The sequence below is a fragment of the Congzhengia sp. genome (genome assembly GCF_037235575.1).
Classification (GTDB): Bacteria; Bacillota; Clostridia; order UBA1381; family UBA9506; genus Congzhengia; species Congzhengia minquanensis.
Genome location: NZ_JAXUNN010000003.1, coordinates 22786 through 44821, shown reverse-complemented (window position 1 = coordinate 44821; position 22036 = coordinate 22786). Strand labels below are relative to the sequence as shown.

Here is a 22036-nt window from a genome sequence, read left to right as displayed (position 1 = left end):
GTTCTTGCGGCCATTTATGCATTCGCCTCCTTTTTTTCGTTCTGCGAATAATAAATTTCCTGATATTCTTCGTTGCTTGCCAGCAGCTCCTTGTGGGTACCGACACCGCAGATTTTGCCCTCATCAAGCACCACAATTTTGTCAGCGCCTGAAACGGACGTAATGCGCTGGGCTATGATAATTTTTGTAGAATGTTTCAAATTTGTAGAAAACGCTTCTCTGATTTTTGCCTCTGTTGCCGTGTCCACAGCGCTGGTGCTGTCGTCCAAAATAATGATTTTCGGATTTTTAATCAGTGCACGTGCAATGCAAACCCGCTGCTTCTGTCCGCCGGACAAGTTCACGCCGCCCTGCCCCAGCTCTGTCTGATACTGGTCTGTAAAGCCTTTAATAAACAAATCCGCCTGGGCGTAGCCTGCGTTTTCTTCAATTTCTTCCATGGTGGCGTCCTCTTTGCCCCAACGCATGTTTTCTTCAAGCGTACCCGAAAACAGCACGTTTTTTTGCAGAACCATGCCAATCCCCTGGCGCAGCTTTTTTAAGTCATAGTCGCGCACATCAATGCCGTCAATCAAAACCTCTCCGCTGTCTGCGTCGTATAGCCGCGGGATTAAGGACACCAGTGTCGATTTTCCGCAGCCAGTTGAACCGATAATGCCCACGGTTTCTCCCGGTTCAATGGTAAGTGATATATTCTCCAGCACCTTATCCTGGCTGGTTTTATAGTATTTAAAATCCACATTGCGAAATTCAATTTTTCCGTTTTGAATTTCAGCATCCTTGTGTGCCGCATGAAAATCGTTTAAATCCGGCTCTTCGTCCAGAACCTCAACCACACGGTTTGCGGAGGCCAAAGCACGGGAGCTTGTCATAAACATCATTACAACCATCATAAGGGAAATTAAAATCTGCGTGATATATGTAACAAACGCAGTTAAATCCCCCACCGGCATGCCGCCGGCAATAACCTGGTTTCCACCGAACCAAAGCACAGCAATGGTTGTTAAATTCATAAACAGCATCATAAGCGGCATCATGGTAATCATCACCGTCATGGCCGAGGTGGTGGCTTTTCTTAAATTGTGATTGGATGTACCAAACTTTTGCCGTTCATAGTCCTCCCGTACAAAGGATTTCACCACCCGCACGTTTGTCAGGTTTTCCTGAACGTTGGAGTTGAGCGCATCGATTTTCGTCTGCATTTTTGAAAAACGCGGATATCCCTTTGAAATAACAAACAGCAGCGTTATTAAAATAACCGGCATTGCCACCGCAAAAATAACAGACAGCGACGGGCTTAAAAGAATTGCCATAATTAGCGCGCCAATCAGCATTCCCGGTGCTCTTAAACACATGCGCAGAAGCATGTTGATAAAATTTTGAATTTGTGTAATATCGTTGGTGAGCCGCGTCACTAACGACCCTGTGCTGAATTTATCAATATTCGCAAACGAAAACTCCTGCACTTTTCCATAAACGTCTTTTCTTAAATCTGTGGCAAAGCCAACTGCCGCTTTTGCGCCAAAATAGGCGCCGCCCACGCCACCGGCCATCATCAAAAGCGCCGTAACCACCATGAACGCGCAAATCATCAGCACATATCCTACGCTTTTATCCGCAATGCCGGTGTTGATAATCGACGCCAAAAACTTGGGCATAACTACCTCGCCCACAACTTCAATAATCATACAAAGCGGCCCTAAAATAAAATACCATTTATAGGGCTTTACATATTTCATCCACCGTCTCATGTGTTTTCCTCCTTTTTTAACACATCTGTCAGGTTCTCCGCCATTTTTGCAAAGCAGTGTTCCAAAACGCTCAGCTCCGTATCGTCAATTCCGGAAAACAGCGTTTTATCTACATCTAAAAAAAACTGATGGGTCTTTTGCACCGTTTTCCGTCCTTTTTCGGTTATTGCAATTTCGTTGAAACGGCTGTCACCTTTTGATGAATTTTTTGAAATAAATCCACCCTTTTCCAGCTTTTTAATCATCACCGCAACCGCCGCCGGACTAATTTCCAGCCTGTCGGCCAGCTCCTTTTGTGATGTTTTTGTCCTTTGATGTGCCAGGTTCATCAAAATCATATGCTGGCTTCTGTGCATATCAATTTCCGCCATTAGCCTGTCGCAATAAGCACGGTGCAGCCGATTTACCTTAACAAACCCATGAGCAAGCTCCATAAGCCTGTCGTCCTCCTGCGCCATTTCACCGCCTCCTTAAAAAATAATTAACCTGTTAATTATTAACAGGTTAATTATACTACGCTTCATCGTTCATGTCAATAGACTTCATAAATTGTTCAAACTTTATTTGATGCTGTCAGTGGTGATGTCACTGCCATATGCGGGGCCGCTTCCGGCCTCGGCGCTGTCAGAAATCACAATTGGCGGTGAGAAATCGTAAATATCCATAAAGGACTCTAACTCCTCCTCCGTCAGCGGGGCGTGTGCAATTAATCCCGTACACTCAGTTGCAGAGCTGGCATTTCCATATGCGTCGTCTAAGTGGTCATATTGCTCAGTCGGTTTTTTTCGCGCGTTTATTTCATACATTTTTCTGTTCATAAAACCCACCTCACTTTAAATTAAAAAGGTTTTAACGCCCCTTTTTTAGTTTCTTCACCCAGCGCAAAAATATGTAAAACGAAGTAATTTGACAATGCAGAAAAAAGTTGCACGTTCCGGATTTTTATGTTAAAATCAAATTAATTTAAATTGTAAAAAAGTTTGTCCCTGCATAAGGGCGGAAAGGCTTGAAAACCTATGAAAAAGTTTGTGTGTTTGCTCATTGCTGCTATCCTGATTTTACCTGCGTTTTCCTACACTTGCGAAACAAAAGCTGCGGCGGCTGCCAAAGAATCTGTCCCGTCAAAATATGACGGCGACGCTTTTTGCTTTTCTTTTGAAAATGAGTCCGATTTTAACGATGAAAATCTTCCCATTGCAACAAGTTATGATAACCGTGCAGAGGAAAAAGAATTTGTGCCCGGCGCCGGCGGCTCTGCCGCCGCGCTGCATGTTCGGGCAGAGAGCGCGGCGACCATAAACGGCATTGTGAACAACGGCGTGAAAAACTTAAACCTCGTTCCCGGCAGAACCTACCGGTTAAGCGCTTGGGTGAAGCTGATTGCAAACGAAATTTATAAAGTGGCGCCAAACTTTAATTTTTTTATTATGAACAACGGCACCCCGCTTTATGAGGACGAAGCCTGCACCATTCCCGTCCAAACCGTTTCGGGTTACTATAACCTGGTGAAAATTACAGGTGCAGAAATTGGGTTTAAAAAGGAAGACGGCACCATGTCCGGCGACTGGAAATTTGCGGAAACCACGTTTACCATGCCGGGCAAGCTGGGAAAATATTTTGTTAAAAAAACGGAGCCTGTTTCCTGCTCCATGTTTTTGCGCATTGGCTCTAACGAACATTCTATTAAAACCCTTTCCGACTATACTGACGAATTTATTGCCTCCATCACCGACAGCGAGGGAAATATTGACGAAAACGGTTTTTACAGCGATTATGCCATTGACGACTGGAGCCTAACCCCCTTTGCGGAAAAAGCGGGCGAGGTAAAAGACGCTTCCGTCACCAACGACTTTGAAAGCTCCTCGTGGTCTGCCGCCTCCGGCGTGCGCTGGACGTCTACCGCCTCCAAAGCGGAAATTGAAACGATAGCAAATGACGTCGCTCCATCGCAAAGCAGCACCCACGCTTTAAGGCTGACCTATAACGGCAACCCGAATGGGTATATGGAGCTGTCCGCCCATCTTGACCAAAACACTTCCATTATTCACAACAGGGCCTATAAAATTTCATTTTGGGCAAAAGCATCTGACGCACTTGTCAGCTATTTTGAAGAAAAACCTTTCTATTTTAAAATGATTCCCGAGCGGCCCGGTGAAAACCGTTTAGAACGTTCCAAACACAAATGGGCAGATACGATTTTAAAAAAGAAGCTTTCACAAAACTATGAAAAATTTGAGATAATCTGGTATGAACCAAACGAAACCATGTTAGGCCGCGACACAGAGAACGACGCCTCTGTGCGCTTGGACTTCCGCATTAATGGAATTCCTGCTGCTTTAATAAACGAAACCATTAACGGCCAGGAGATGACCTATGCCTATTCCTATGAGGACCCGTCCGGAAACACAGTTTATGCGGGGTTTGAAGATTTTCAGGTTTGGTTTGACGACATTTCCATCGAGCCTATGGAGCTTGTTTTAAACGGGGACTTAAGCATGAAATCCCCCCAGGACATAAACACCCTTTCCACCTGGGACAGTACCTGCTTCGCCCCCGGTGAAAATAACCTGCTGCCCAACATTTTTGGGACAGGAACCATTGTTCAAGACGAAACCTTTGCCCAAGCCAGCGGCGTGCCCTGCAGCAACGTGCTAAAGTTTTCACAAGAGGATGGCCGTCCCGGTCAAAGCGTTGAGGTGCAAAACAAAACCTATTATAAAATTTCCTTCTGGGCCAGGGCCGACTCGCCGGACAGCGTGGGTCAAAGCCTTTCCCCCATGTTTGACAGAAGCATAACCGGCCCGGTTCGAAACAGCGACGTTACCGAAATCAACACCGAGGGACGCTTCGGCTATGGCAGTCTGACGGGTGATACCGGCGACATTCCATATTATATGTATCAGGGCCCGCTGTTTACCCATAAATACACCGAATTAAATGTAAACAGCGGCGAAACGCTGGTTTATGACGATTATTTTGCCCGCATGAACTCCACAGACGGTTACGAAAGCCAGGAGATGCCCACCGCCTGGAACTATCAGTTTTATAACGGCAGCGGCTGGGTTTCGTCAAACGCCGACGAAGTACCGCCAACGTCCCAGAATATGCAATTGACAGACGAGTGGAAAAAATATGAATGTGTTTACCGCTGGGATTATGAAGGCGACCACTACCGCCTGCCGAAATTTAAAATTGCCGCGTCCGGGCCGGCGGATTTTCGCTTGGCAGACATTCAAATTCAGAAATTGAATAAATTAGACGACGAAATTAAAATTGACAACCTCCACGCGGAAGACACCGGCGCCTCCCTTTACGTGGGCAATTATTTTACAATCTATTACGACTTCGAAACTGTTAACGATAACGTGGAGGAAGGAAACTCCATCTTAAAATTCCTTTCAGGGGACGAAAATGGAAACTATGCCGTAATTGGCATGACCTATTGTAAAGGGGACAGCAAAACGTTATTAAGAATTCCCGACATGCTTTTAGGAAGCCGGCCGGGAATAGAAATTATTCCGAAAAGCAAGGCTGGCGAAACCGGCGCGGTCTGCCGCGTTCAATTTGAGCAAATTGTAGCGGGAAAAGTGCTCCCCAGCCTATCCATAAAGGGGGCTGATGCAGAATATGAAATCGAGTCTGTTTTTGCGCCGAATTTTACACAGCCCAAAGTTGATGTCTGCCTGGCGTTTTACAGTTCGGAAAACCAGCTTTTAAAAACGGTTTATATCCCCGTTGAAACGCAGACGGCCGCAAATGAGCTGCACGGTGCTGCACCCTTAGACGGCGCAGCAAAGGTAAAGCTGTTTGCCGTTGAAAGCTTCTCATCCATGCTGCCCTGCTGCGACAGCAAAACGGCGTTGTCGTTTCCAAAAAACAACACTCCCTTTGATGGGCAGGAGCAAATTACCGTTGCATTCCTGGGCGGCTCCCCCATGTGCGGAAAGGGACTGTATGCGCCTGAAACTGACTCTTACAGCGCCTTTATTTCGGAATATTTTCAAGATACCTATTACAACAAAACCATTCAAATTGTCCAATCTGCAAAGGACGGCAGCACCACGGCAGATGGACTTTTGCGGACGGCAGATGTAGCAGCCCGGCAGCCGGATGTGGTTTTCATTGATTTTTCCGCCGATGACGGCGGGTTGGACATGCGCAGCGAATTGCGTGAAATGGTGAATTTGCTTTGTGCAGGCGAAAAAATTCCGTATATTATCTTTCTATATACCGCCGACCGGGGCTACACCAATCTGTCGCGGTATCACAGCCTGGTTGCAGAGGAGTTTTCCATTCCGCAGATTGACCTGTCCGGCGCTTTGCGAACCCATTTAAATGGAAGCGACGCTGTTTCGGAGGGATATTTATATGACGAAATTCACCCTTCCGCTGAGGGGCATATTGTCTATGCAGACACAATTATCCGTGCGCTGGAAACCGGAAACTATTACTGCAAACCAAAAACCAACTAACATTTGCATTTTTTAAGAAAGCATGATATAATATGTACAGAAAGTCTTTGCTGCGCAAGCCTTATTTGTTACGGAAAGGATTCGGTTAAAATGGAAGAAAAAAATAAAATTGTTACAGAAGATACAGAAAAAGTGGAGTATGAAGATGTGAAACGCCTGTCGCTTGGCGGCTTTATCGGCATTGGTTTTGCGTTTGGCGTTGCCGCTGGCTTTTCTGCAGGAAACCTGTTGTTCGGGAACTTCCTCAGGGGAATGATTATTTGCGTCGTAGCAGGGCTGTTAGGCGGGCTAATCATTGGTCTCATTAATAAAAACAAGCGCAAACCGGAATAATAAAAGACAGATTAGAATCAGCACTATAAAAAATTATATCCAAAAATAAAAAATACATGCAACTTAGTAGCTATAGCATGAATATATAACGCTCAAAAAAAGAAACGGTCACTGCAGAGTTACAACTCCACAGTGACCATTTCAATATATCGCAAGCGTATTTTCCCCTTTGATTCAAGACTATGACATTACACCGTCTTTGTTAAGACGGAAATTCTATAGAACATTCCTAAGCCAAATACGTCTTTTAGTAGCCTTGCTGGTACAGTTCATAATTTACAATTTATTATTTTTATTTATTCACCTTTTAACACAATGTAGTCGCTGTCAGCGTCAGCAGTTAAATCCGCCTTGGCAGAAAAACCCTTCAGTTTTTCCAGCTTGGAAAGCACGCTGTCAGCGTCCTGCTCCATGCGGTAGCCGGTTTTGTCTTTTTGATAGCCCGACAAAATTTCTTTTGCCCTGCTGAATTCCTCCTCAGAAACGGTCACGTTAATCACGCGGAATCTTGCCGCGCGCTCAGCCGTGGCCCCGTTTGCCGTAGGATCTGCTCCTAAGCTTCCTTTAGAGCTTCCTCCGCCGCCGGACTTTGCCTCCTGTCCAGCGCTGTCAGACACAACATTGGGTTCAGCAGCTTCGTCTACGTCATTGTCTGTTTTAAAGGCAGAAATATCGTTGCTGTTCACATCAGCCGGCATAGGCGTTTCCGGTGCCGTTCCCCCATTGCTACGGTTATCCGCCGCCGGTGGCTGTGCCGATGGGGAGTTGTCCGGTTTTACGGTATTTTTGTCCGCCGCGGCAGGTGTCTGGCCGCTCTGGTTGTTATTGCCTGTTTTTACACCAGATGGTGTCTGTGCTGAAGCCGAAGGCTGTGCCTTGGCAGAGGGCTGAGCCTTAGCTGAAGGCTGCGCCGCGTTCCCACTTTCGTCCGATTTAGGTGACTGTGTATGTTCGCTTTTGTCCTCCACGCCCGGCAGCACAACGTCTGTGCCCTGGTCAGAATTCGGCTGACCCGGCGCTTCAGAAGGATATGTTGACGGAATAAATTCATCAGGGTTCACAGAATTTCCGTTCCCCTCAAGATTGATGTACGATACGATTGAAACGGCAACCACCGCGGCAGCCGCGGCAATTCCGGCAAAAGAACGCCAGCCCGAAAATTTGTGCCTGTGCAGTTTTTGGCCTTTTGCCTCTGCCCGAACCTTGTTCATCAGAGTTTCGTGAAAATCTTTCGGAACTTCTATTTCAGGAAGGCTTTCGGCGCCTGCCATGATAGATTTTAAAAATTCATATTCGCCCCTACAGGACGCGCATTCTTTTATATGTTCACACACGATGTCATTCTCTTCGTCGGAAAGCATGTTGTCAATATAAAGCGGTATTAAATTTAATATGTTCGTGCATTCCGATTTTGCCATATGTGCTTCTCTCCTTTCTTCTATAGAATAAGACGAAATTTTAAGTGAAAAGTTCCCTGTCTTCTTCCAAAATTTTTCTGAGGGCAATTCTTGCCCGGCTGATGCGGGATTTCACCGTTCCCAATGAGGTTCCCGTCACCTTTGCAATTTCGTCATATTCCAACCCATGAATGTCCCGCATGACAATTACCGCTTTGTGCTCGTCGGATAGCTTTTCAATTGCCGCCTCCAGCGCTTTCATGGCCGCCTTTTTGCGGTAGCTGTCGTAGGGACCGGGAGAGGAGTCCTCTATCTGAATTTCATATTCATCGTCATCTGCGCTGCTTTGATTAATGCTCACCTGGGCATGTTCGCCGCTGCGCTTTCTCTTTCTTAAAATATCTAAACAAATGTTGTTTAAAATCGTATAAAGCCAGGTAGAAAATGCCGCGTCGCCGTTAAAAGAGTCCAGCTTTCGGTAGGCTCTTAAAAAGGCTTCCTGGGCCGCGTCTTCCGCGTCGTTTTGGTCTCGCAACATTCGAAAGGCATAGTTTATAATCCTGCGCTCATAAATCAGCACAAGCTGTGAAAAACTTTCCGTATCGCCTTCCTTGCTGCGGCGAATCAGTTCATTCTCGTCCAAAACAATGCCCTCCTTTCCATAATCATCTATAGGATACCCAATTAAATGAAGATTAGTAAACCAAAAACCCGGCGCGGGCCGAGTTTTTAAAAAAATTTTTTAATCGGATAGCGAATCGTCGTCTTCAATCCATTTATTTACGTCTATTACGCGGAATTCATCCTTTGTATCGCGGATTATTACGGTTTGAATTCCTGCGTTAATCACCTGCCGCTTACACATGGTGCAGCTGTTGGTGCCCGCTAAAAGCTCTCCTGTCTTTCCGTCCAGGCAGGCCAGGTAAAGGGTCGCCCCCAGCATATCCCGCCGGGAGGCGCTGATAATGCAGTTGGCTTCTGCGTGAACAGACCGGCACAGCTCATACCGCTCGCCGCTGGGAACCTTCAGTTCCTCCCGCACACAGTGGTTTAAGTCAATGCAGTTTTTCCTGCCCCGGGGTGCGCCGTTATAGCCGGTGGAAATAATCTCGTCGTTTTTTACAATAATCGCACCATAGTGGCGCCTGAGACACGTTCCACGGCCCGCCACTGCCTGGGCAATGTCTAAATAATAGTTGGTTTTGTCCCGTCTTTGTTTCATACAGGCTGTCACCCTTCCAAAGCGCTAATTTTTTCAATTCGTTTTTCGTGCCTGCCGCCCTCAAATTCGGCGCCGACATAGGCGTCTAAAATATGTTTTGCCAGATCCGGGCCTGTCACTCTGCCGCCAAAGGCAACCATGTTGGCGTTGTTGTGCCGTTTGGTCATTTCAGCGGAATATTCGTTTGAAACCAGTGCGCACCGAATGCCGTTTACCTTGTTGGCGGCAATGGAAATGCCGATTCCCGTTCCGCAAATCAACACGCCCCATTCACACCTGCCCGAGGTCACCTCTTCGCAGGCCTTTTTGGCAATGTCGGGATAGTCCACAGAATTGGTGTCGTAGGTTCCCACGTCAACAATGTCAAACCCTTTGTCCTTTAAATGGGCGGATAAAACTTCTTTCAGTTCAAAGCCGCCGTGGTCGCAGCCAATTACTACTTTCATGTTACGCATCCTTTCCGCCTGACGGCACCGTTTTTATTCTTTCGTCATATTCCCGCTCCGCCTGGGATTTTCTAAGATAAAGAGGAATTAGCCCCTCACAGTCTGAAACTGCGCCATTTGCGCTCTTTCGGAAAGCAATCTCGCCCAGCGACGCGGCGGAAAGCACATTGCTGCGGCCAAACGCAATTTTCGCGCCCGGCAGCGCAGTTTGAAAAAACTCCCTGTTTTTCAGCGCCCCGTCACCCACCAAAAGGCAGGGCTGATTGCTTCCTAAAGCAGCAATTTCACGGGTGGTCATCACGCAGGGGGAAACAACTTCCTTCCCATTTTCATAAACAGCAGCGTAACACTCATTTTCCCGGGCCATTAACAGCGCAAACACACTTCCGCTGAAACTGGAAACATTGTTGGCCAAAATTTCCAGACTGTTTACAGGAACCACCTTTTTGTTCAGTGTTTTTGCAAACCCGCGCACAGTTGCCACGCCAATTCTCACACCTGTAAATGACCCCGGCCCAATTCCGCAGGCAAACACATCAATGTCTGAAAGCTTTAGCTCCACGTCCTTTAACATTTGCTCAATCATGGGCAGCATTTTCACAGAGTGGGTTTTCATTTGATTTTGCGTATATTCACATAACAGCTCACCGTCTCGCAGAACAGCGGCGGTAGCCGCCTGAGATGATGAATCAATGCTCAGCATTAACATAGGTTACCTCTTTAAAATTACAATTGTCCTGTCGTTTGCACCGTCTTCCTTTTTCAGTTCCACCTCATACCTGTGCTCCGGCAAATACCGCTGTCCGTTCTGGGGCCATTCAATGATGCACACGCCGCCGGACTGCAAATATTCCTCAAGCCCAATTTCCAAAAGCTCGTCTTCGTCTTCAATCCGGTAAAGGTCAAAGTGATAAATGGGGAACGCCTTCCCCTCATATTCGTTCACAACAGTAAATGTCGGGCTTGTAACGTAATCCTCTACGCCCAAAGCCCGACACAGACCTTTTGTAAATACGGTTTTTCCCGCGCCCATTTCACCGCGCAGGAGGATTACATCGCCGGCGCGAAGCCGCGCCGCAAATTCTTTCGCAGCGTTTTGCGTTTCTCCGCTGCTTTTCGTTTTCAGTTCCATGCCTTATGCCGCCGGGTTGCCGGGAACAATGGCAGGAGAAGACGGTTTGGCAGAAGGCGTTTCCGGTTTCGGCGTAGAAGTTGCAGGCGTTGTAGTTTTTGGTGCTTCTGATTTCGGAGCTGCAGAACTTGGCTTAGCGGAAGGTGATTTCGATGCATTGCTGCTTGCCGAAGCGGAAGCCGAAGCTTTTGCGCTGGAGCTTGCCTTTGCGCTGGGCTTTGTGCTCTTGGAGGAGCTTGTTTTCGAGCTGGATTTTGACGTAGACGCAGACGTTGCCTTTGAAGACGGCTTGGAATCGTCGTTGTTTACAACGGGCGCCTCGCTATTTTCAGCCGGGTTTTCTGTGTTGTCCACATCATCAGTCAGGGACTTGTCATCATCTAAGTCAGGTGCGTCGCTCTGATAGCTCGACGGCTCCTGGTTATAGTCCAGCCACAGGCCCGTGAGCTTGGAAGACGCAAAAAACAGCGCCACTAAAGCAACCAAAATGATGGAAACGGTTAAAACCTTTTTACCCTTTCCGGATTTTTTAATGGGTTCGCCGTTTTCGTCGAATTCTTCGTCGGATTCGTCATAGCCTTCTTCGCCGTAATCGTTCCCGTCATAATCCCCTTCGTCATATTCTTCTAAATCTTCTGTTTCATCCAATTCTTCGTTTTCTTCTATATAGTCCTCTTCTCTAGACCGTTTCGACCTTCTCATTCCCATTACCTCCTAATAAATTTAAATTCTACCTTTATTTTGCGTATATTATACCATAAATAAAAGATAAAGTAAAGAAAAACTTGTCCAAACCCCGCCTGATTGCGCTCTGTTGGATGGCAGTTTTCCGAATTGTGTCAATGCAGAATACTTCTGACACAAATATCCAGTTTTTTCCCTCTTTTATTGCCGCTCTTCAGGTATAAATCTCCAAAGCCAAATTCCTTGTTAAAATGCTTAATATAGGCTACGGTTTTTAAGTTTCTTGCGTCAAATTCGTGCACGCTTGTGTCCACAAGCTTAATCTTTCCGTCACGGAACGTTTTCAGTCTGCCCGATTCAGATGCAAAATCATAGTCGTCAAAGAAATAGAGGGTGCCGTCCACATAGAAAAACGAATGGCAGGAGCTGTCTGAAAGGTGCGTATACGTATCTCCCGCGCTCAGTCCCAGCTTGTTCCCGTCAAACACCATCACAATGGTAGAATCCGCGCCGTCTAAGGCAAAATCCGTCACGCCCTCCCGCAGTTCCTTTCTGCTTTTCAGCTCTTTTGCGCTCATGGTATAGCGCACAAGGGTTCCGCGGCCGTCATCGCCTACGTCTTCAATGCAATATAAAAACTTTCCGTCCAAAGAAATTTCAATCTGCCCGCCGGGAAACCGGTCTATTCCCAAAAACGGCATCTTGTCTTTCATCAGCACATAAAGGCTGTTTTCCTTCTGCTCCGCCTGCTTGTCCGCAATTTTTAAAAGCGCATCGTCAACACTTTCAACCGTGCTGAACCTGATTTTTTCATTTCCTTTGGCTTCCTTTTTATAAACAATGGCCTGCCTGCAGCTGTTATAAGCCAGTGATGCTTCCGTCAGTCCGGCGTCCACCTCTTTCGGACCGCTGCGTTTCATGGTATATAGCACATTTGTCGGTTCCATCACAGGATTTATTAAAAAATAATTTCGGATGGATTCGCGGAACTCTTTTTCCTCAAACCGTTTCAGCGCGGCGTTATACCCAGCTTCGTCGAAAACCAGTTGCCCGGTTTCGTCCGGCGTCATAAAATCTGATTTCAACGGCTTTTCCGTCCCTGCGTCCCGGGCTGCCTTGTCGTCATAAAATACCTCCTGAAACCGCTTAGGCCGCACTTCTTCTTTCACAAAATACACATAGTCCCCCAGCAAAATTCCATCTTTCACGTCCTCTGCCAGGCAAACTGCTTCCTTGTCCGTTTCCTTCAAAAAGAGCGCGCCCTGTTTGATATAAAAAACTTTGGCATATTCATCCTTTTCCGAAAGCACCTTGTCAATCTCTGTATCAACCAACACAGGCATGTCCTTCTTCGCCGTTCCGCAGGTATACATTTTTCCGCCGTCTTTATAATATACAATCTGCTGATTGTTTTTACTCAAATAAAAATCGGAAACGTCCGAAGCCACAACGTGTGCGCTGGTTAAATTGGAAAAATACAGCCGCGTCCCTTTTAAATACAGCACAAACTGCCCCTCGGGATGAATTTTAAAATCAGTCACACCGCCGTCAATACGCACGGCCTCCTCCGGTGTGTCTTTGTCGTCGTCAATTGCCGAAACTCTGCGGTAACACAAATCGAAGCCAGCTGCGCTGTCTGCGCTGTCTTGCGCATAAAAAACAGTTCTTCCGTCTGCAGACATTTGTACATAGCGCTGGGCGTCAGAGCTTACAAACCGCTCAGAATTCACCACGCTTTTTCCCTTGCGGTCCTCTTTTGTTTTCAGCGTCACTTCGGAATTTTTAATATATAAAATCGGCTGGGCCGACTTGTCAAACGTCATCACCGGCAAAAAGTATGAGGTGGCAGCCCGGTAGCTTCCGTAAACCACGCTGCAAACCAGCAGAACCACCACAATGTAGCAGGCTAGCTTAATGCCGCTCATCTTCTGCTTTTGGGTGCAGTCGGCCGGAATGCCGAAACTGGCGTTTCCAAAGGCCGGTTCTTCTTCCATATTCACTTTATCCGCTTTTTCATGCTCTTTCATAAAAAAATCACCTCGAAAGCTGCAAAGTGCAGTTAGAACGACACCCGCGCATATTCGCCCCAAAAAAGACAAATACACGCGGGTGCCCCCTTTTAAATTGTGTTCCTATCGTCTACGCTCGCTAATGCCTAAAAAGCATGCAAGTTCTTCCGTGTACGCGCCGGACTCGATAAAGCTCTGTCTTGTTTTCTCGTTGCCCAAAAACAACAGTGAAAACGCTAAAAACATTGTCCAGGTCATTTCCCTTTTCCCATTTTCGACCGCGAGTACCGTCTGCCTTGTTACGCCGATAATCGTAGCCAGTTTCTCCTGCGACCATCCGCACGTTGCTCTGAATCCCCTCAGGCTTTTTGCAAGACAATGAATTAACCTCTGCTTTTCATCTTTCCCCAATGTGCATTCCCTATTCATCTGAATCACATCCTACAAGCCGCAGACGGCCGGCACAAAAACCATCCGAAGCCTTTATATTCATCAACATTTTACGAAGCCGCAAAACGTTAACTCCACTATTTTAAATACCCTCTTGCCTTTAAGTTGTCAGCCGAAATCCGAATGCTGTCAAACGGGTCGCCGGGGCAGGTGTCTTCTTCAACAACATAATGCTTCACGCCGATTTCTTCCGCCGTTTTCAAAACGCCGTCGAAATTGATGTTGCCCTCATAAATCTCGGCAAATGCCCGTTCGCCGTTTTCAATTTTATAATCTTTCAAATGCAGAATATCAATCCTGCCGGCAAGCTTTTTCATCCAGTCAATTACGTCGCCGCCGCCGGCCTGCACCCAGTGCGTATCCAGCACAAAAGAGGTTGCGTCTTTGTCCAAGTTGTCCGCCAAATAGTCCATAATCCGCACATCGCTGTGCTTGGCAAATTCCCAGTGATGGTTGTGATATGTAAGCTTAAAGCCGTGCTTATGAATCTTTCGTGCAACTTCGTTAAACTTTTCAACAAACACCTTCACAGATTCCAGCGTCATTTCAGATAAACCCGGCATTCCGCCGATACCAATGTTAGTGGTACCCACAATTTCGTGCTCTTTCATCACCTCGTCGGTGGCGTCATAAATGCGGTCAAAACTATAGTGTGTTCCGCAAATGGAAAGCCCGGTTTCCCGGCAGATGTCGCGGAACTTTTCCGCGCCCATGCCATACCAGTCGCTTGTTGCGGTCTGCCCTTCGGTGTAGCCCAGCTCTATGAGTTTCGAAAAGCTGTTTTTTACGTCTTCAGGGGTTTTTAAAAAGTCTCTGATGGTGAATAGCTGTAAGCCCAATTTTTCCATTTTACAATCTCCATTCTGCGCAATATTCGTCACATTTTGTCTTTTTTTCTGTCATAATCTGCAAATGTTACACAATTAATTATATTATATTACGAATTACAACGCTTGTCAAGAAACTTTCTCGAACTTTAAAAACTGTTAAAATATAAAAAGGCAGTCTCAAGCATCCGCATCATCCCCGTCTGTAAGAAGCCAGTCAATATCAGTATTCAGCACCTTTGCAAAGGTTAATAGCTCATAATCGGTAACAAACCGGGTGCCAATTTCAATCCGCGAAATGCTGTCCCGTTCCAAAATTACCCCTTCCACCTGCATTTTTGCTGCCAGGTCAGACTGCGACATTCTTCTTCTAACCCTCGCCAACCGAATTTGGTTTCCACAAATATTCTTTTTTCCATTAAAATCATAAATTTTCATACAAATCACACTCACTATATGTTAAAGTTCAGAATTTTTCTTGACTTTAACATATATCTTTTGTATAATTGTGTTAATAATCAGCAAAACGTAAATTTATTTTATATTTTGAGGGGATATCTGTGAAAAAGTTATTAATCATTAACGAAGACATTACGCAATTTGATAACGTAAAACTTTTTTTAAATCGTGCAAATGCATGCAGTTTTGCAGTAAAATATGCCTGCACTCCTTTAGAGGGCCTTGCGGCATATCACCTGTTTCTGCCAGACTTTGTTTTCATCGGCTTTTCCCTGCCCATAGCAGAAAAAATGTCTGTATTAAGACAAATGCACCGTCATAGTAAGCAAACAAAATTTGTCGTTCTCAGCCGTCATGTTTGGATGGATTTTGTGCAGGGCATAACGGAAGGCTGTGCCGACGCATTTTTGGAACTGCCCGTCTTGGAATCAGATTTTTTTGCCTGCCTGAACAAATTGATTTTTTAAAAATTTTCTATACAGGTTTTCCGTATAAAAAAATTTTTTTGGGCAATAATGGTAGATGAAAGCCCCGCGGCAGGGGAAGAAAAAGCGCTTCTTAAAAAAGCCCGCTAAAGAAGCGATGCCATTTTACATCAGCGGGCGGAAAGGCAGAATAAATATGGAACTGAAAGGCTCAAAAACAGAACAAAATTTAATTACTGCGTTTGCCGGCGAATCTCAGGCAAGAAATAAATATGCCATGTTTGCAGGCGCGGCAAAAAAAGAGGGATATGAACAAATTGCAGGCATTTTTCAGACCACAGCGGACAATGAATATGCCCACGCGAAAATTTGGCTGAAAGAGCTGTCTGGCATTCAAGACGTAAAACAAAACCTGGCCGTTGCGGCCGCCGGGGAAAACAGCGAATGGACGCAGATGTACCCCGAGTTTGCCCAGGTTGCAAAGGAGGAGGGGTTCGACCACATCGCCTGGCTGTTTGAGCATGTAGGCGAAATTGAAAAGGAGCACGAGGAACGTTTCAAACGCACATTAGAAAACGTGGAGCAAAACAAAGTGTTCACCAAAGACGGCAACGCAATTTGGATTTGCAGGAACTGCGGATATATTCACAAAGGCCCGGCCGCGCCGGAAATTTGCCCGGTTTGTGCCCACCCCAAGGCCTATTTCGAAGTGTTTCACCAGCTTCCCTAAATCAAAAAACAGGCGGAAACGAAACGTTTCCGCCTGTTTTTTTTAAAACGGCTGATAGGTTTTCATAATTTGATGGGCAATGCGAACGCCGTCTGCCGCGGCGCTCATAATACCGCCGGCATAGCCCGCCCCTTCCCCCGCGGGGAAAAGCCCTCGGACCGACACGCTTTCTAAATTTTCGTTTCGCAAAATACGCACCGGGGCGGAGGTTCGCGTCTCTATTCCGGTCAGCACCGCGCCGGGGTTGGTAAAGCCCCGGATTTTGCGTTCAAAGCGCAACATACCGGCCTTCATAAAATCGTTTATTTGCTTCGGAAGCAGCAGGTTTAAATCAAAAAACCGGGTTCCGGGCAAAAAGCTGGGACGAACATGTTTAAACCGGGCAGAACAGCGCCCGTTTAAATAATCACCCAAAAGCTGCACCGGGGCGCAGAAGTTCTTTCCCCCTGCGACAAACGCCGCTTCTTCCAATTTGCGCTGAAAGGCAATCCCCGAAAGCGGGTGGTCTGTGCCAAAATCCGCTCCGGAAACAGACACACAAATGGCGCTATTGGAATTTTTTCCATCTCTCGCACGTTCACTCATGCCGTTGGTCACCAGCCGCCCCTGTTCGGAGGAGGCGTTCACCACACTTCCGCCGGGGCACATGCAAAAACTGTAACAGCCCCGGTCTCCTTCCCGGTATGAAAGCTTATAGGGTGCGGCGCCAAGCAATGGGTGCCCGGCAAACTTGCCATACATGGCGCGGTCAATGTCCCCGCGCAGATGCTCCGCCCGAAAGCCCACGGAAAAGGGCTTTTGCACCATTGCAATTCCGTGGGAAAACAACATTTCATAAGTGTCTCTCGCGCTGTGGCCAATGGCCGCTACCAGCGGCCCGCAGGGAATTTCGCCGCCGCCGGCCAAGCGGACGGACGTTATTTCCCCGTTTTTCAAGACAATGTCGCTAACGGCAGCTTGAAATTGAATTTCCCCGCCTAATGAGAGAATTTCTTCCCGAATGTTTTTTACAGCACTTTTCAGCACGTCTGTTCCTATGTGGGGCATGGCGTTATATAAAATGTCTTCCGGCGCGCCGTGGCGCACAAACTCTTGTAAAATGGCTTCTAAAGAAGCGTCCCCAATGCGGGTGGTGAGCTTGCCGTCGGAAAACGTCCCCGCGCCGCCCTCGCCAAACTGCACGTTGGTAGTTTCGTTTAACGTTCCGGTTTTCCAAAACGCGTTAACCGCTGCGGTGCGCGCGTCTACATCTGCGCCGCGCTCTAACACCAGCGGGCGGTAACCCCGCCTTGCCAGCCACAGGGCACAGAACATGCCGCAGGGGCCAAACCCCACAATCACCGGGCGGTGTGCAAGCGCCTTTTTGCCGCACTCCGGCTCATCCATTGCTGTTGGCGTTATTGAAATGAGCTTTTTCCCATCGCACAAAACCTCGGCTGTTGTTTCCGCCAAAATGGTATAAACAAACTGCACGCTGCCGTGGCGTGCGTCAACAGACCTGCGCAAAAGCTTCATTGATCGCAGCTCGCTTCTCTGAATATGCAAAAGCCCCTCCGCCGCCTCTAAAACCTCCGGCAGGGGGGCGTCTATGGGCATTTTTAAATTGCTTATTTTAACAAACATAGCACCTCACACAAATTCACACAAAACCGTGTTTGAAACATAAACGCCCTGTTCGGAAAACCGCAGGACGCCGCCGTCACACACCAAAAGCCCGGCCTTTGTGAATTTTTCAATTACGTTATTGTAGCGTTCGTTCATGGAAACCCCGAACCGCGCAAAAAATTCTGTTTCCGACACGCCTGCCGTTTTGCGCAGGCCTAAAATCAAAAATTCGCTCATCTGCTCCTCTTTATTCAAAACCGTCACATCTTCACGGGCGGCGGGATTTTGAATGTAATCCAAAAGATTCGGCCCGTGGCAGAACCGCGCCCCCTCAAAATAGGAGTGGGCCGCCGCTCCGCAGCCGATATATTCTTCGCAGTTCCAATATTTTAAGTTGTGCCGGGAAGAAAACCCGTCTTTTGCAAAGTTAGAAATTTCATACTGGTGAAAACCCCGCGAATTGAGCGCGTCTTTCATTTCACAATACATTGAAAACTCCGCGTCCTCCTCCGGCAACGAAACCGTTCCTGCCTGCACCTGCTCCCAAAGAGGGGTGTGCTCTTCCAAAATCAGCCCATAGCAGGAAATGTGGCGAACGGGCATGGCCGCGGCAATTTCAACGCTCTCCACTGCCGACGCAACGCTTTGCCCCGGCAGGCCGAACATCAGGTCGGCGCTCAGGTTTAAAAAACCTGCCCGCGCCGCATCTTGAATGCACCGTTTCGCATCGTCTGCCGCATGTACGCGACCAATGGCCTTTAAGCACTGTTCGTCAAAGGTTTGCACCCCAATGCTGAGCCGGTTCGCGCCGTGGGAAAGCAGCGCGCGGAATTTTGAAAAATCCGCGGTTTTCGGGTTGCACTCAATGGTGACCTCCGCGTCCTGCGCCACATGAAACGAGGAAAAAACCCCGTCTAACAGCCTGGTTAAGTTTTCCGTTTTCAGGGACGTGGGCGTTCCGCCGCCGAAATACACCGTGTCAACTTTTTCGCCGCGAAAGCTAGCAAATTCTGAAAGCAGGGCGTTTACATAATCGTCCTCTAAGCCAAAAGCGCCGCTATAGGAAACAAAGTCGCAGTAGCCGCACTTTTTCAGGCAAAAGGGAATATGAACATATAATCCGCGCATAGCAGAAAACACCTCTTATTCGTCCAGTTTCAGCACAGACATAAACGCCTCCTGGGGCACTTCCACCGAACCCACCTGGCGCATGCGCTTTTTGCCCTCTTTCTGTTTTTCCAAAAGCTTTTTCTTTCTGGTAATATCGCCGCCGTAGCACTTGGCCAAAACGTCCTTGCGCAAGGCTTTCACGGTTTCTCGGGCAATAATTTTCGTGCCGATGGCCGCCTGAATGGGAATTTCAAACAGCTGGCGCGGAATGCTTGCCTTCAGCTTTTCCGCAATTTTCCGTCCCCGTCCGTAGGCCTTTGTGGAATGGACAATGAAAGACAGCGCGTCTACCATTTCTCCGTTGAGCAAAATGTCCAGCTTTACCAAATCCGACTGCTGATAGCCGGAAAGCTCGTAGTCAAACGAGGCATATCCCTTTGTGCGGGATTTTAAGGTATCGAAAAAGTCGTAAATAATTTCGTTTAAAGGCAGCTCATAGTGAAGCTGGGCGCGGGTGGAATCGATATACGTTGTGTTTTTATAAATACCCCGCCGCTCCTGGCACAGCTCCATAATGTTCCCGATAAATTCCGTGGGGCACATGATGTCTGCGTTCACCATAGGCTCTTCCATATATTCAATTTCGCTTCCGTCCGGCAGGTTGGAGGGATTTGAAATGTCCACCATTTCGCCGTTGGTTTTTTGCACCTTATAAATAACGCTGGGTGCGGTGGTCACCAGGTCTAAATTATATTCCCGCTCTAAACGCTCCTGAATAATTTCCATGTGCAAAAGCCCTAAAAATCCGCACCGAAAACCAAAGCCCAGCGCGGCGGAGGTTTCCGGCTCAAAGGCCAGCGACGCGTCGTTTAGCTGAAGCTTAGACAGGGCTTCTTTTAAGTCGTCGTATTTTGCGCCGTCCGCCGGATAAATTCCGCAGTAAACCATGGGATTCACCTGCTTGTAGCCCGCCAAAGGCTCTTTTGCAGGATTTGTCGCAATTGTCACCGTGTCGCCCACCCGCGTGTCGGACACGCTTTTTATCGAAGCCGTTAAATATCCCACCTCGCCGGCGGAAACCTTGCCGCTGTTTAAAAAGCCCGAAGGATTTAAAAAGCCGGCCTCCACCACGTCAAACTCCGCCCCGGTGGACATGAGCCGAATTCTGTCGCCAGCCTTCACCTCGCCGTCGAACACGCGAAAATAGATAATAACGCCTTTATATGCGTCGTAAACGCTGTCAAAAATCAATGCTTTTAAGGGGGCGTTCGGGTCGCCGTGGGGCGCGGGAATGACTTTCACAATCTGCTCCAGCACGCTTTCAATGCCAATTCCGTTTTTGGCGGAAATTTTAGGCGCGTCCTCTGCGGGAATGCCAATTACGTTCTCAATTTCCTCAACCACCAGCTCCGGCTGCGCCGCCGGCAGGTCAATTTTATTGATAACGGGCATAATTTCCAAGTCGTGGTCAATGGCTAAATAGGTGTTTGCCAAGGTTTGCGCCTCAATGCCCTGGGACGCGTCCACCACCAAAACCGCCCCTTCGCAGGCGGCTAAGCTGCGGGAAACCTCATAGTTAAAATCCACGTGCCCCGGGGTGTCGATGAGGTTTAAAACATAATCCTCTCCGTCAGACGCTTTGTATAACAGCCGCACCGCCCGGGCCTTAATGGTAATGCCCCGCTCGCGCTCTAAGTCCATGTTATCTAAAATCTGGTTTTCCATTTCCCGTTCGGTCATGGTGCCGGTTTTTTCCAGCAGCCTGTCCGCCAGGGTGGATTTACCGTGGTCGATATGTGCAATAATTGAAAAATTTCTGATATTTTTCTGTCTGTCCATCATTTGCTCCATTCCAATTTCATTCATTTCTTCCGCAGCATTTTTTATACTTTTTCCCGCTTCCGCAGGGGCACGGGTCGTTTCGGCCCACTTTTTTCAAAATTCTTTTGGCAGTTCCCATAAGCCGCGCCATTTCCGGCGGCGTAAAGCCCTTGTTCTTCCAAATTCTGCTGCTGTTTTTGGCCTCAATCACCAAATTGGTAAAATTCTGGCCCACGGTTTCCGGCGAAATGCCGTATTGGGGCAAAAGCCCTAAAAACGCCTGTATCGGATAATCCAGCCGCAGCATTTGCAAAAACTCGCTGCAAATGGTGAAAACCTGCGATTCGCTTTTTAAAAGCGGCCTGAAAAACGCCTTAATTTTCTCCGGGATTTCGGGCTCGTCCATATAATAAACATCCAGATATTTTAAAAACGACTCCCGGCTGGCAGGCACAAACCGGGGCTTGCCCTCTGTTTCGTGCCCTAAAATTTCTAACAGCGCAGGCACCTCGTTCCCCGCCGGAAACACAAGGTGCTCGCCATAGAGCACATACTCCCCGCCGGAACCTGCCGAAAGCAGCTCCCCGGCCTCTTTTGCGTCTAACTGTTCTTCATTCTGGCTGTTAAAAATTTTGCAAAAAGTAGAGAGGGAAACAAACCCATAAAGGTTCACCGCGGCGCTTGCATACAGGTGCACCAGCGCCGCCCTGTCGTTTCCGTGAATGGGCAGCTTTTTTTCCGGCTCGTCGTTCTCGCCCTTCACCAAAAGGTCGCTGAAAAAGAACTCGCCCTTGCTGCGCACCAAAATCGGTTTCTTTGTTTCCTCCTCTGAACTTTTAAGGAGCTTCACAGAAAACCGCTGCTCGTTCCCAAAATCGTAAATATAAACGAACCGGGCGCCTTTCTCCAGCTTAAAATCGCACAACCGCACCTCGTCTGTGGCAGGATTTTTGCTTTCTAAAAAGCCGGTGCAATAGTAGCCGCAGGTATTGTCCCAGGCACAGTTATTCATAAAAAACACATGCATGTGGCCGTCGGCCAGGCCAAAAGCCTCAACTATGGCCTCGTGAAACACCGCCAAAGCCGCCTCCGCTGAAATTTTTATGTGGCGGTAACAGCCTGTTTTAAAGGACACGCTGAACGTATAAGAAAGAGCCATTGTT

The 22036-nt window shown here is 47.6% G+C and carries 22 protein-coding genes; 4 read left to right on the top strand and 18 right to left on the bottom strand.

All coding sequences use genetic code 11. The features are described 5' to 3' along the window. Window positions 1-14 precede the first annotated feature (14 nt). The 3 genes from WIG73_RS00260 to WIG73_RS00250 form a co-directional block, all read right to left on the bottom strand. A complete protein-coding gene (locus WIG73_RS00260; RefSeq protein WP_337398766.1) occupies window positions 15-1751 on the bottom strand; it encodes an ABC transporter ATP-binding protein in 1737 nt (578 codons plus the stop codon). After that, a complete protein-coding gene (locus tag WIG73_RS00255) occupies window positions 1748-2209 on the bottom strand; it encodes a MarR family winged helix-turn-helix transcriptional regulator (protein WP_337398765.1) in 462 nt (153 codons plus the stop codon). The genes WIG73_RS00260 and WIG73_RS00255 overlap by 4 nt, the downstream gene beginning before the upstream one ends. A gap of 102 nt (window positions 2210-2311) precedes the next feature. Next, window positions 2312-2569: a hypothetical protein gene (locus WIG73_RS00250; protein WP_337398764.1), complete on the bottom strand. Its 258-nt coding sequence runs from the start codon at window positions 2567-2569 to the stop codon at window positions 2312-2314. A 198-nt stretch (window positions 2570-2767) separates the two neighbouring features. Here WIG73_RS00250 and WIG73_RS00245 point away from each other — a divergent pair, with 198 nt between their 5' ends. Together WIG73_RS00245 and WIG73_RS00240 are read left to right on the top strand one after the other, a co-directional pair. Continuing rightward, window positions 2768-6223 (top strand): SGNH/GDSL hydrolase family protein, encoded by a 3456-nt coding sequence (locus WIG73_RS00245; RefSeq protein WP_337398763.1) that lies wholly within the window; start codon window positions 2768-2770, stop codon window positions 6221-6223. A 90-nt stretch (window positions 6224-6313) separates the two neighbouring features. Next, complete coding sequence (locus tag WIG73_RS00240; RefSeq protein ID WP_177678271.1) at window positions 6314-6556, top strand: hypothetical protein; 243 nt, start codon at window positions 6314-6316, stop codon at window positions 6554-6556. A 296-nt stretch (window positions 6557-6852) separates the two neighbouring features. Here WIG73_RS00240 and WIG73_RS00235 read toward each other — a convergent pair whose 3' ends face one another. The 11 genes from WIG73_RS00235 to WIG73_RS00185 form a co-directional block, all read right to left on the bottom strand. Beyond that, window positions 6853-7974, bottom strand: coding sequence for a zf-HC2 domain-containing protein (locus WIG73_RS00235; protein ID WP_337398762.1), 1122 nt, complete (start codon window positions 7972-7974; stop codon window positions 6853-6855). Window positions 7975-8014: 40 nt separating this feature from the next. Beyond that, on the bottom strand, window positions 8015-8596 hold the full coding sequence (locus WIG73_RS00230; RefSeq protein WP_249313632.1) for a sigma-70 family RNA polymerase sigma factor: 582 nt from the start codon (window positions 8594-8596) through the stop codon (window positions 8015-8017). 99 nt (window positions 8597-8695) lie between these two features. Then, the gene (locus WIG73_RS00225; RefSeq protein WP_249313631.1) at window positions 8696-9175 is read right to left on the bottom strand and encodes a deaminase; all 480 of its coding nucleotides are present in this window, start codon (window positions 9173-9175) and stop codon (window positions 8696-8698) included. An 8-nt stretch (window positions 9176-9183) separates the two neighbouring features. Continuing rightward, the gene (gene rpiB, locus WIG73_RS00220; RefSeq protein ID WP_337398761.1) at window positions 9184-9621 is read right to left on the bottom strand and encodes a ribose 5-phosphate isomerase B; all 438 of its coding nucleotides are present in this window, start codon (window positions 9619-9621) and stop codon (window positions 9184-9186) included. A gap of 1 nt (window position 9622) precedes the next feature. Then, a complete protein-coding gene (gene tsaB / locus WIG73_RS00215) occupies window positions 9623-10330 on the bottom strand; it encodes a tRNA (adenosine(37)-N6)-threonylcarbamoyltransferase complex dimerization subunit type 1 TsaB (protein ID WP_337398760.1) in 708 nt (235 codons plus the stop codon). Between the two features lie 3 nt (window positions 10331-10333). Further along, window positions 10334-10753: a tRNA (adenosine(37)-N6)-threonylcarbamoyltransferase complex ATPase subunit type 1 TsaE gene (tsaE, locus tag WIG73_RS00210; RefSeq protein WP_177678259.1), complete on the bottom strand. Its 420-nt coding sequence runs from the start codon at window positions 10751-10753 to the stop codon at window positions 10334-10336. A gap of 3 nt (window positions 10754-10756) precedes the next feature. Further along, on the bottom strand, window positions 10757-11455 hold the full coding sequence (locus WIG73_RS00205) for a hypothetical protein (RefSeq protein ID WP_337398759.1): 699 nt from the start codon (window positions 11453-11455) through the stop codon (window positions 10757-10759). 137 nt (window positions 11456-11592) lie between these two features. Continuing rightward, window positions 11593-13464, bottom strand: coding sequence for a hypothetical protein (locus WIG73_RS00200; RefSeq protein WP_337398758.1), 1872 nt, complete (start codon window positions 13462-13464; stop codon window positions 11593-11595). 105 nt (window positions 13465-13569) lie between these two features. Then, the gene (locus WIG73_RS00195; RefSeq protein ID WP_249313626.1) at window positions 13570-13875 is read right to left on the bottom strand and encodes a helix-turn-helix domain-containing protein; all 306 of its coding nucleotides are present in this window, start codon (window positions 13873-13875) and stop codon (window positions 13570-13572) included. A 98-nt stretch (window positions 13876-13973) separates the two neighbouring features. Further along, entirely contained in the window at window positions 13974-14744 is a 771-nt protein-coding gene (locus tag WIG73_RS00190) for a TIM barrel protein (protein ID WP_337398757.1), read from the bottom strand. A 159-nt stretch (window positions 14745-14903) separates the two neighbouring features. Beyond that, window positions 14904-15161 carry a helix-turn-helix transcriptional regulator gene (locus WIG73_RS00185; protein WP_177678247.1) on the bottom strand — a complete coding sequence of 86 codons (258 nt, stop codon included), beginning with the start codon at window positions 15159-15161 and terminating at the stop codon, window positions 14904-14906. A gap of 122 nt (window positions 15162-15283) precedes the next feature. Between WIG73_RS00185 and WIG73_RS00180 the strand changes: the two genes are divergently transcribed. Together WIG73_RS00180 and rbr are read left to right on the top strand one after the other, a co-directional pair. Then, window positions 15284-15649: a hypothetical protein gene (locus tag WIG73_RS00180; RefSeq protein ID WP_177678245.1), complete on the top strand. Its 366-nt coding sequence runs from the start codon at window positions 15284-15286 to the stop codon at window positions 15647-15649. A 154-nt stretch (window positions 15650-15803) separates the two neighbouring features. Next, the gene (gene rbr / locus WIG73_RS00175; protein WP_177679871.1) at window positions 15804-16337 is read left to right on the top strand and encodes a rubrerythrin; all 534 of its coding nucleotides are present in this window, start codon (window positions 15804-15806) and stop codon (window positions 16335-16337) included. A gap of 42 nt (window positions 16338-16379) precedes the next feature. On the opposite strand, the gene WIG73_RS00170 is transcribed toward rbr, so the two are convergent. Genes WIG73_RS00170 through WIG73_RS00155 form a run of 4 tightly spaced genes read right to left on the bottom strand, consistent with a single transcriptional unit; the run spans window position 16380 to window position 22032 of the window. Continuing rightward, window positions 16380-17960 (bottom strand): FAD-dependent protein, encoded by a 1581-nt coding sequence (locus WIG73_RS00170; protein WP_337398756.1) that lies wholly within the window; start codon window positions 17958-17960, stop codon window positions 16380-16382. A gap of 6 nt (window positions 17961-17966) precedes the next feature. Continuing rightward, window positions 17967-19070 carry a radical SAM family heme chaperone HemW gene (hemW, locus tag WIG73_RS00165; RefSeq protein ID WP_337398755.1) on the bottom strand — a complete coding sequence of 368 codons (1104 nt, stop codon included), beginning with the start codon at window positions 19068-19070 and terminating at the stop codon, window positions 17967-17969. Window positions 19071-19085: 15 nt separating this feature from the next. Continuing rightward, window positions 19086-20894 (bottom strand): translation elongation factor 4, encoded by a 1809-nt coding sequence (gene lepA, locus WIG73_RS00160; protein WP_337398771.1) that lies wholly within the window; start codon window positions 20892-20894, stop codon window positions 19086-19088. Between the two features lie 16 nt (window positions 20895-20910). Then, on the bottom strand, window positions 20911-22032 hold the full coding sequence (locus tag WIG73_RS00155; protein ID WP_337398754.1) for an SEC-C metal-binding domain-containing protein: 1122 nt from the start codon (window positions 22030-22032) through the stop codon (window positions 20911-20913). Between the last annotated feature and the right edge of the window lie 4 nt (window positions 22033-22036).

Coding starts and splice junctions, on each gene's coding strand:
- WIG73_RS00255 (WP_337398765.1), bottom strand. CDS start 2,209: ATGGCGCAGGAGGACGACAGGCTTATGGAGCTTGCTCATGGGTTTGTT.
- lepA (WP_337398771.1), bottom strand. CDS start 20,894: ATGATGGACAGACAGAAAAATATCAGAAATTTTTCAATTATTGCACAT.
- WIG73_RS00170 (WP_337398756.1), bottom strand. CDS start 17,960: ATGTTTGTTAAAATAAGCAATTTAAAAATGCCCATAGACGCCCCCCTG.
- WIG73_RS00200 (WP_337398758.1), bottom strand. CDS start 13,464: ATGAAAGAGCATGAAAAAGCGGATAAAGTGAATATGGAAGAAGAACCG.
- WIG73_RS00250 (WP_337398764.1), bottom strand. CDS start 2,569: ATGAACAGAAAAATGTATGAAATAAACGCGCGAAAAAAACCGACTGAG.
- WIG73_RS00235 (WP_337398762.1), bottom strand. CDS start 7,974: ATGGCAAAATCGGAATGCACGAACATATTAAATTTAATACCGCTTTAT.
- tsaE (WP_177678259.1), bottom strand. CDS start 10,753: ATGGAACTGAAAACGAAAAGCAGCGGAGAAACGCAAAACGCTGCGAAA.
- WIG73_RS00260 (WP_337398766.1), bottom strand. CDS start 1,751: ATGAGACGGTGGATGAAATATGTAAAGCCCTATAAATGGTATTTTATT.
- rpiB (WP_337398761.1), bottom strand. CDS start 9,621: ATGAAAGTAGTAATTGGCTGCGACCACGGCGGCTTTGAACTGAAAGAA.
- WIG73_RS00185 (WP_177678247.1), bottom strand. CDS start 15,161: ATGAAAATTTATGATTTTAATGGAAAAAAGAATATTTGTGGAAACCAA.
- WIG73_RS00225 (WP_249313631.1), bottom strand. CDS start 9,175: ATGAAACAAAGACGGGACAAAACCAACTATTATTTAGACATTGCCCAG.
- WIG73_RS00245 (WP_337398763.1), top strand. CDS start 2,768: ATGAAAAAGTTTGTGTGTTTGCTCATTGCTGCTATCCTGATTTTACCT.
- WIG73_RS00205 (WP_337398759.1), bottom strand. CDS start 11,455: ATGAGAAGGTCGAAACGGTCTAGAGAAGAGGACTATATAGAAGAAAAC.
- WIG73_RS00155 (WP_337398754.1), bottom strand. CDS start 22,032: ATGGCTCTTTCTTATACGTTCAGCGTGTCCTTTAAAACAGGCTGTTAC.
- tsaB (WP_337398760.1), bottom strand. CDS start 10,330: ATGTTAATGCTGAGCATTGATTCATCATCTCAGGCGGCTACCGCCGCT.
- WIG73_RS00195 (WP_249313626.1), bottom strand. CDS start 13,875: ATGAATAGGGAATGCACATTGGGGAAAGATGAAAAGCAGAGGTTAATT.
- WIG73_RS00190 (WP_337398757.1), bottom strand. CDS start 14,744: ATGGAAAAATTGGGCTTACAGCTATTCACCATCAGAGACTTTTTAAAA.
- rbr (WP_177679871.1), top strand. CDS start 15,804: ATGGAACTGAAAGGCTCAAAAACAGAACAAAATTTAATTACTGCGTTT.
- WIG73_RS00240 (WP_177678271.1), top strand. CDS start 6,314: ATGGAAGAAAAAAATAAAATTGTTACAGAAGATACAGAAAAAGTGGAG.
- hemW (WP_337398755.1), bottom strand. CDS start 19,070: ATGCGCGGATTATATGTTCATATTCCCTTTTGCCTGAAAAAGTGCGGC.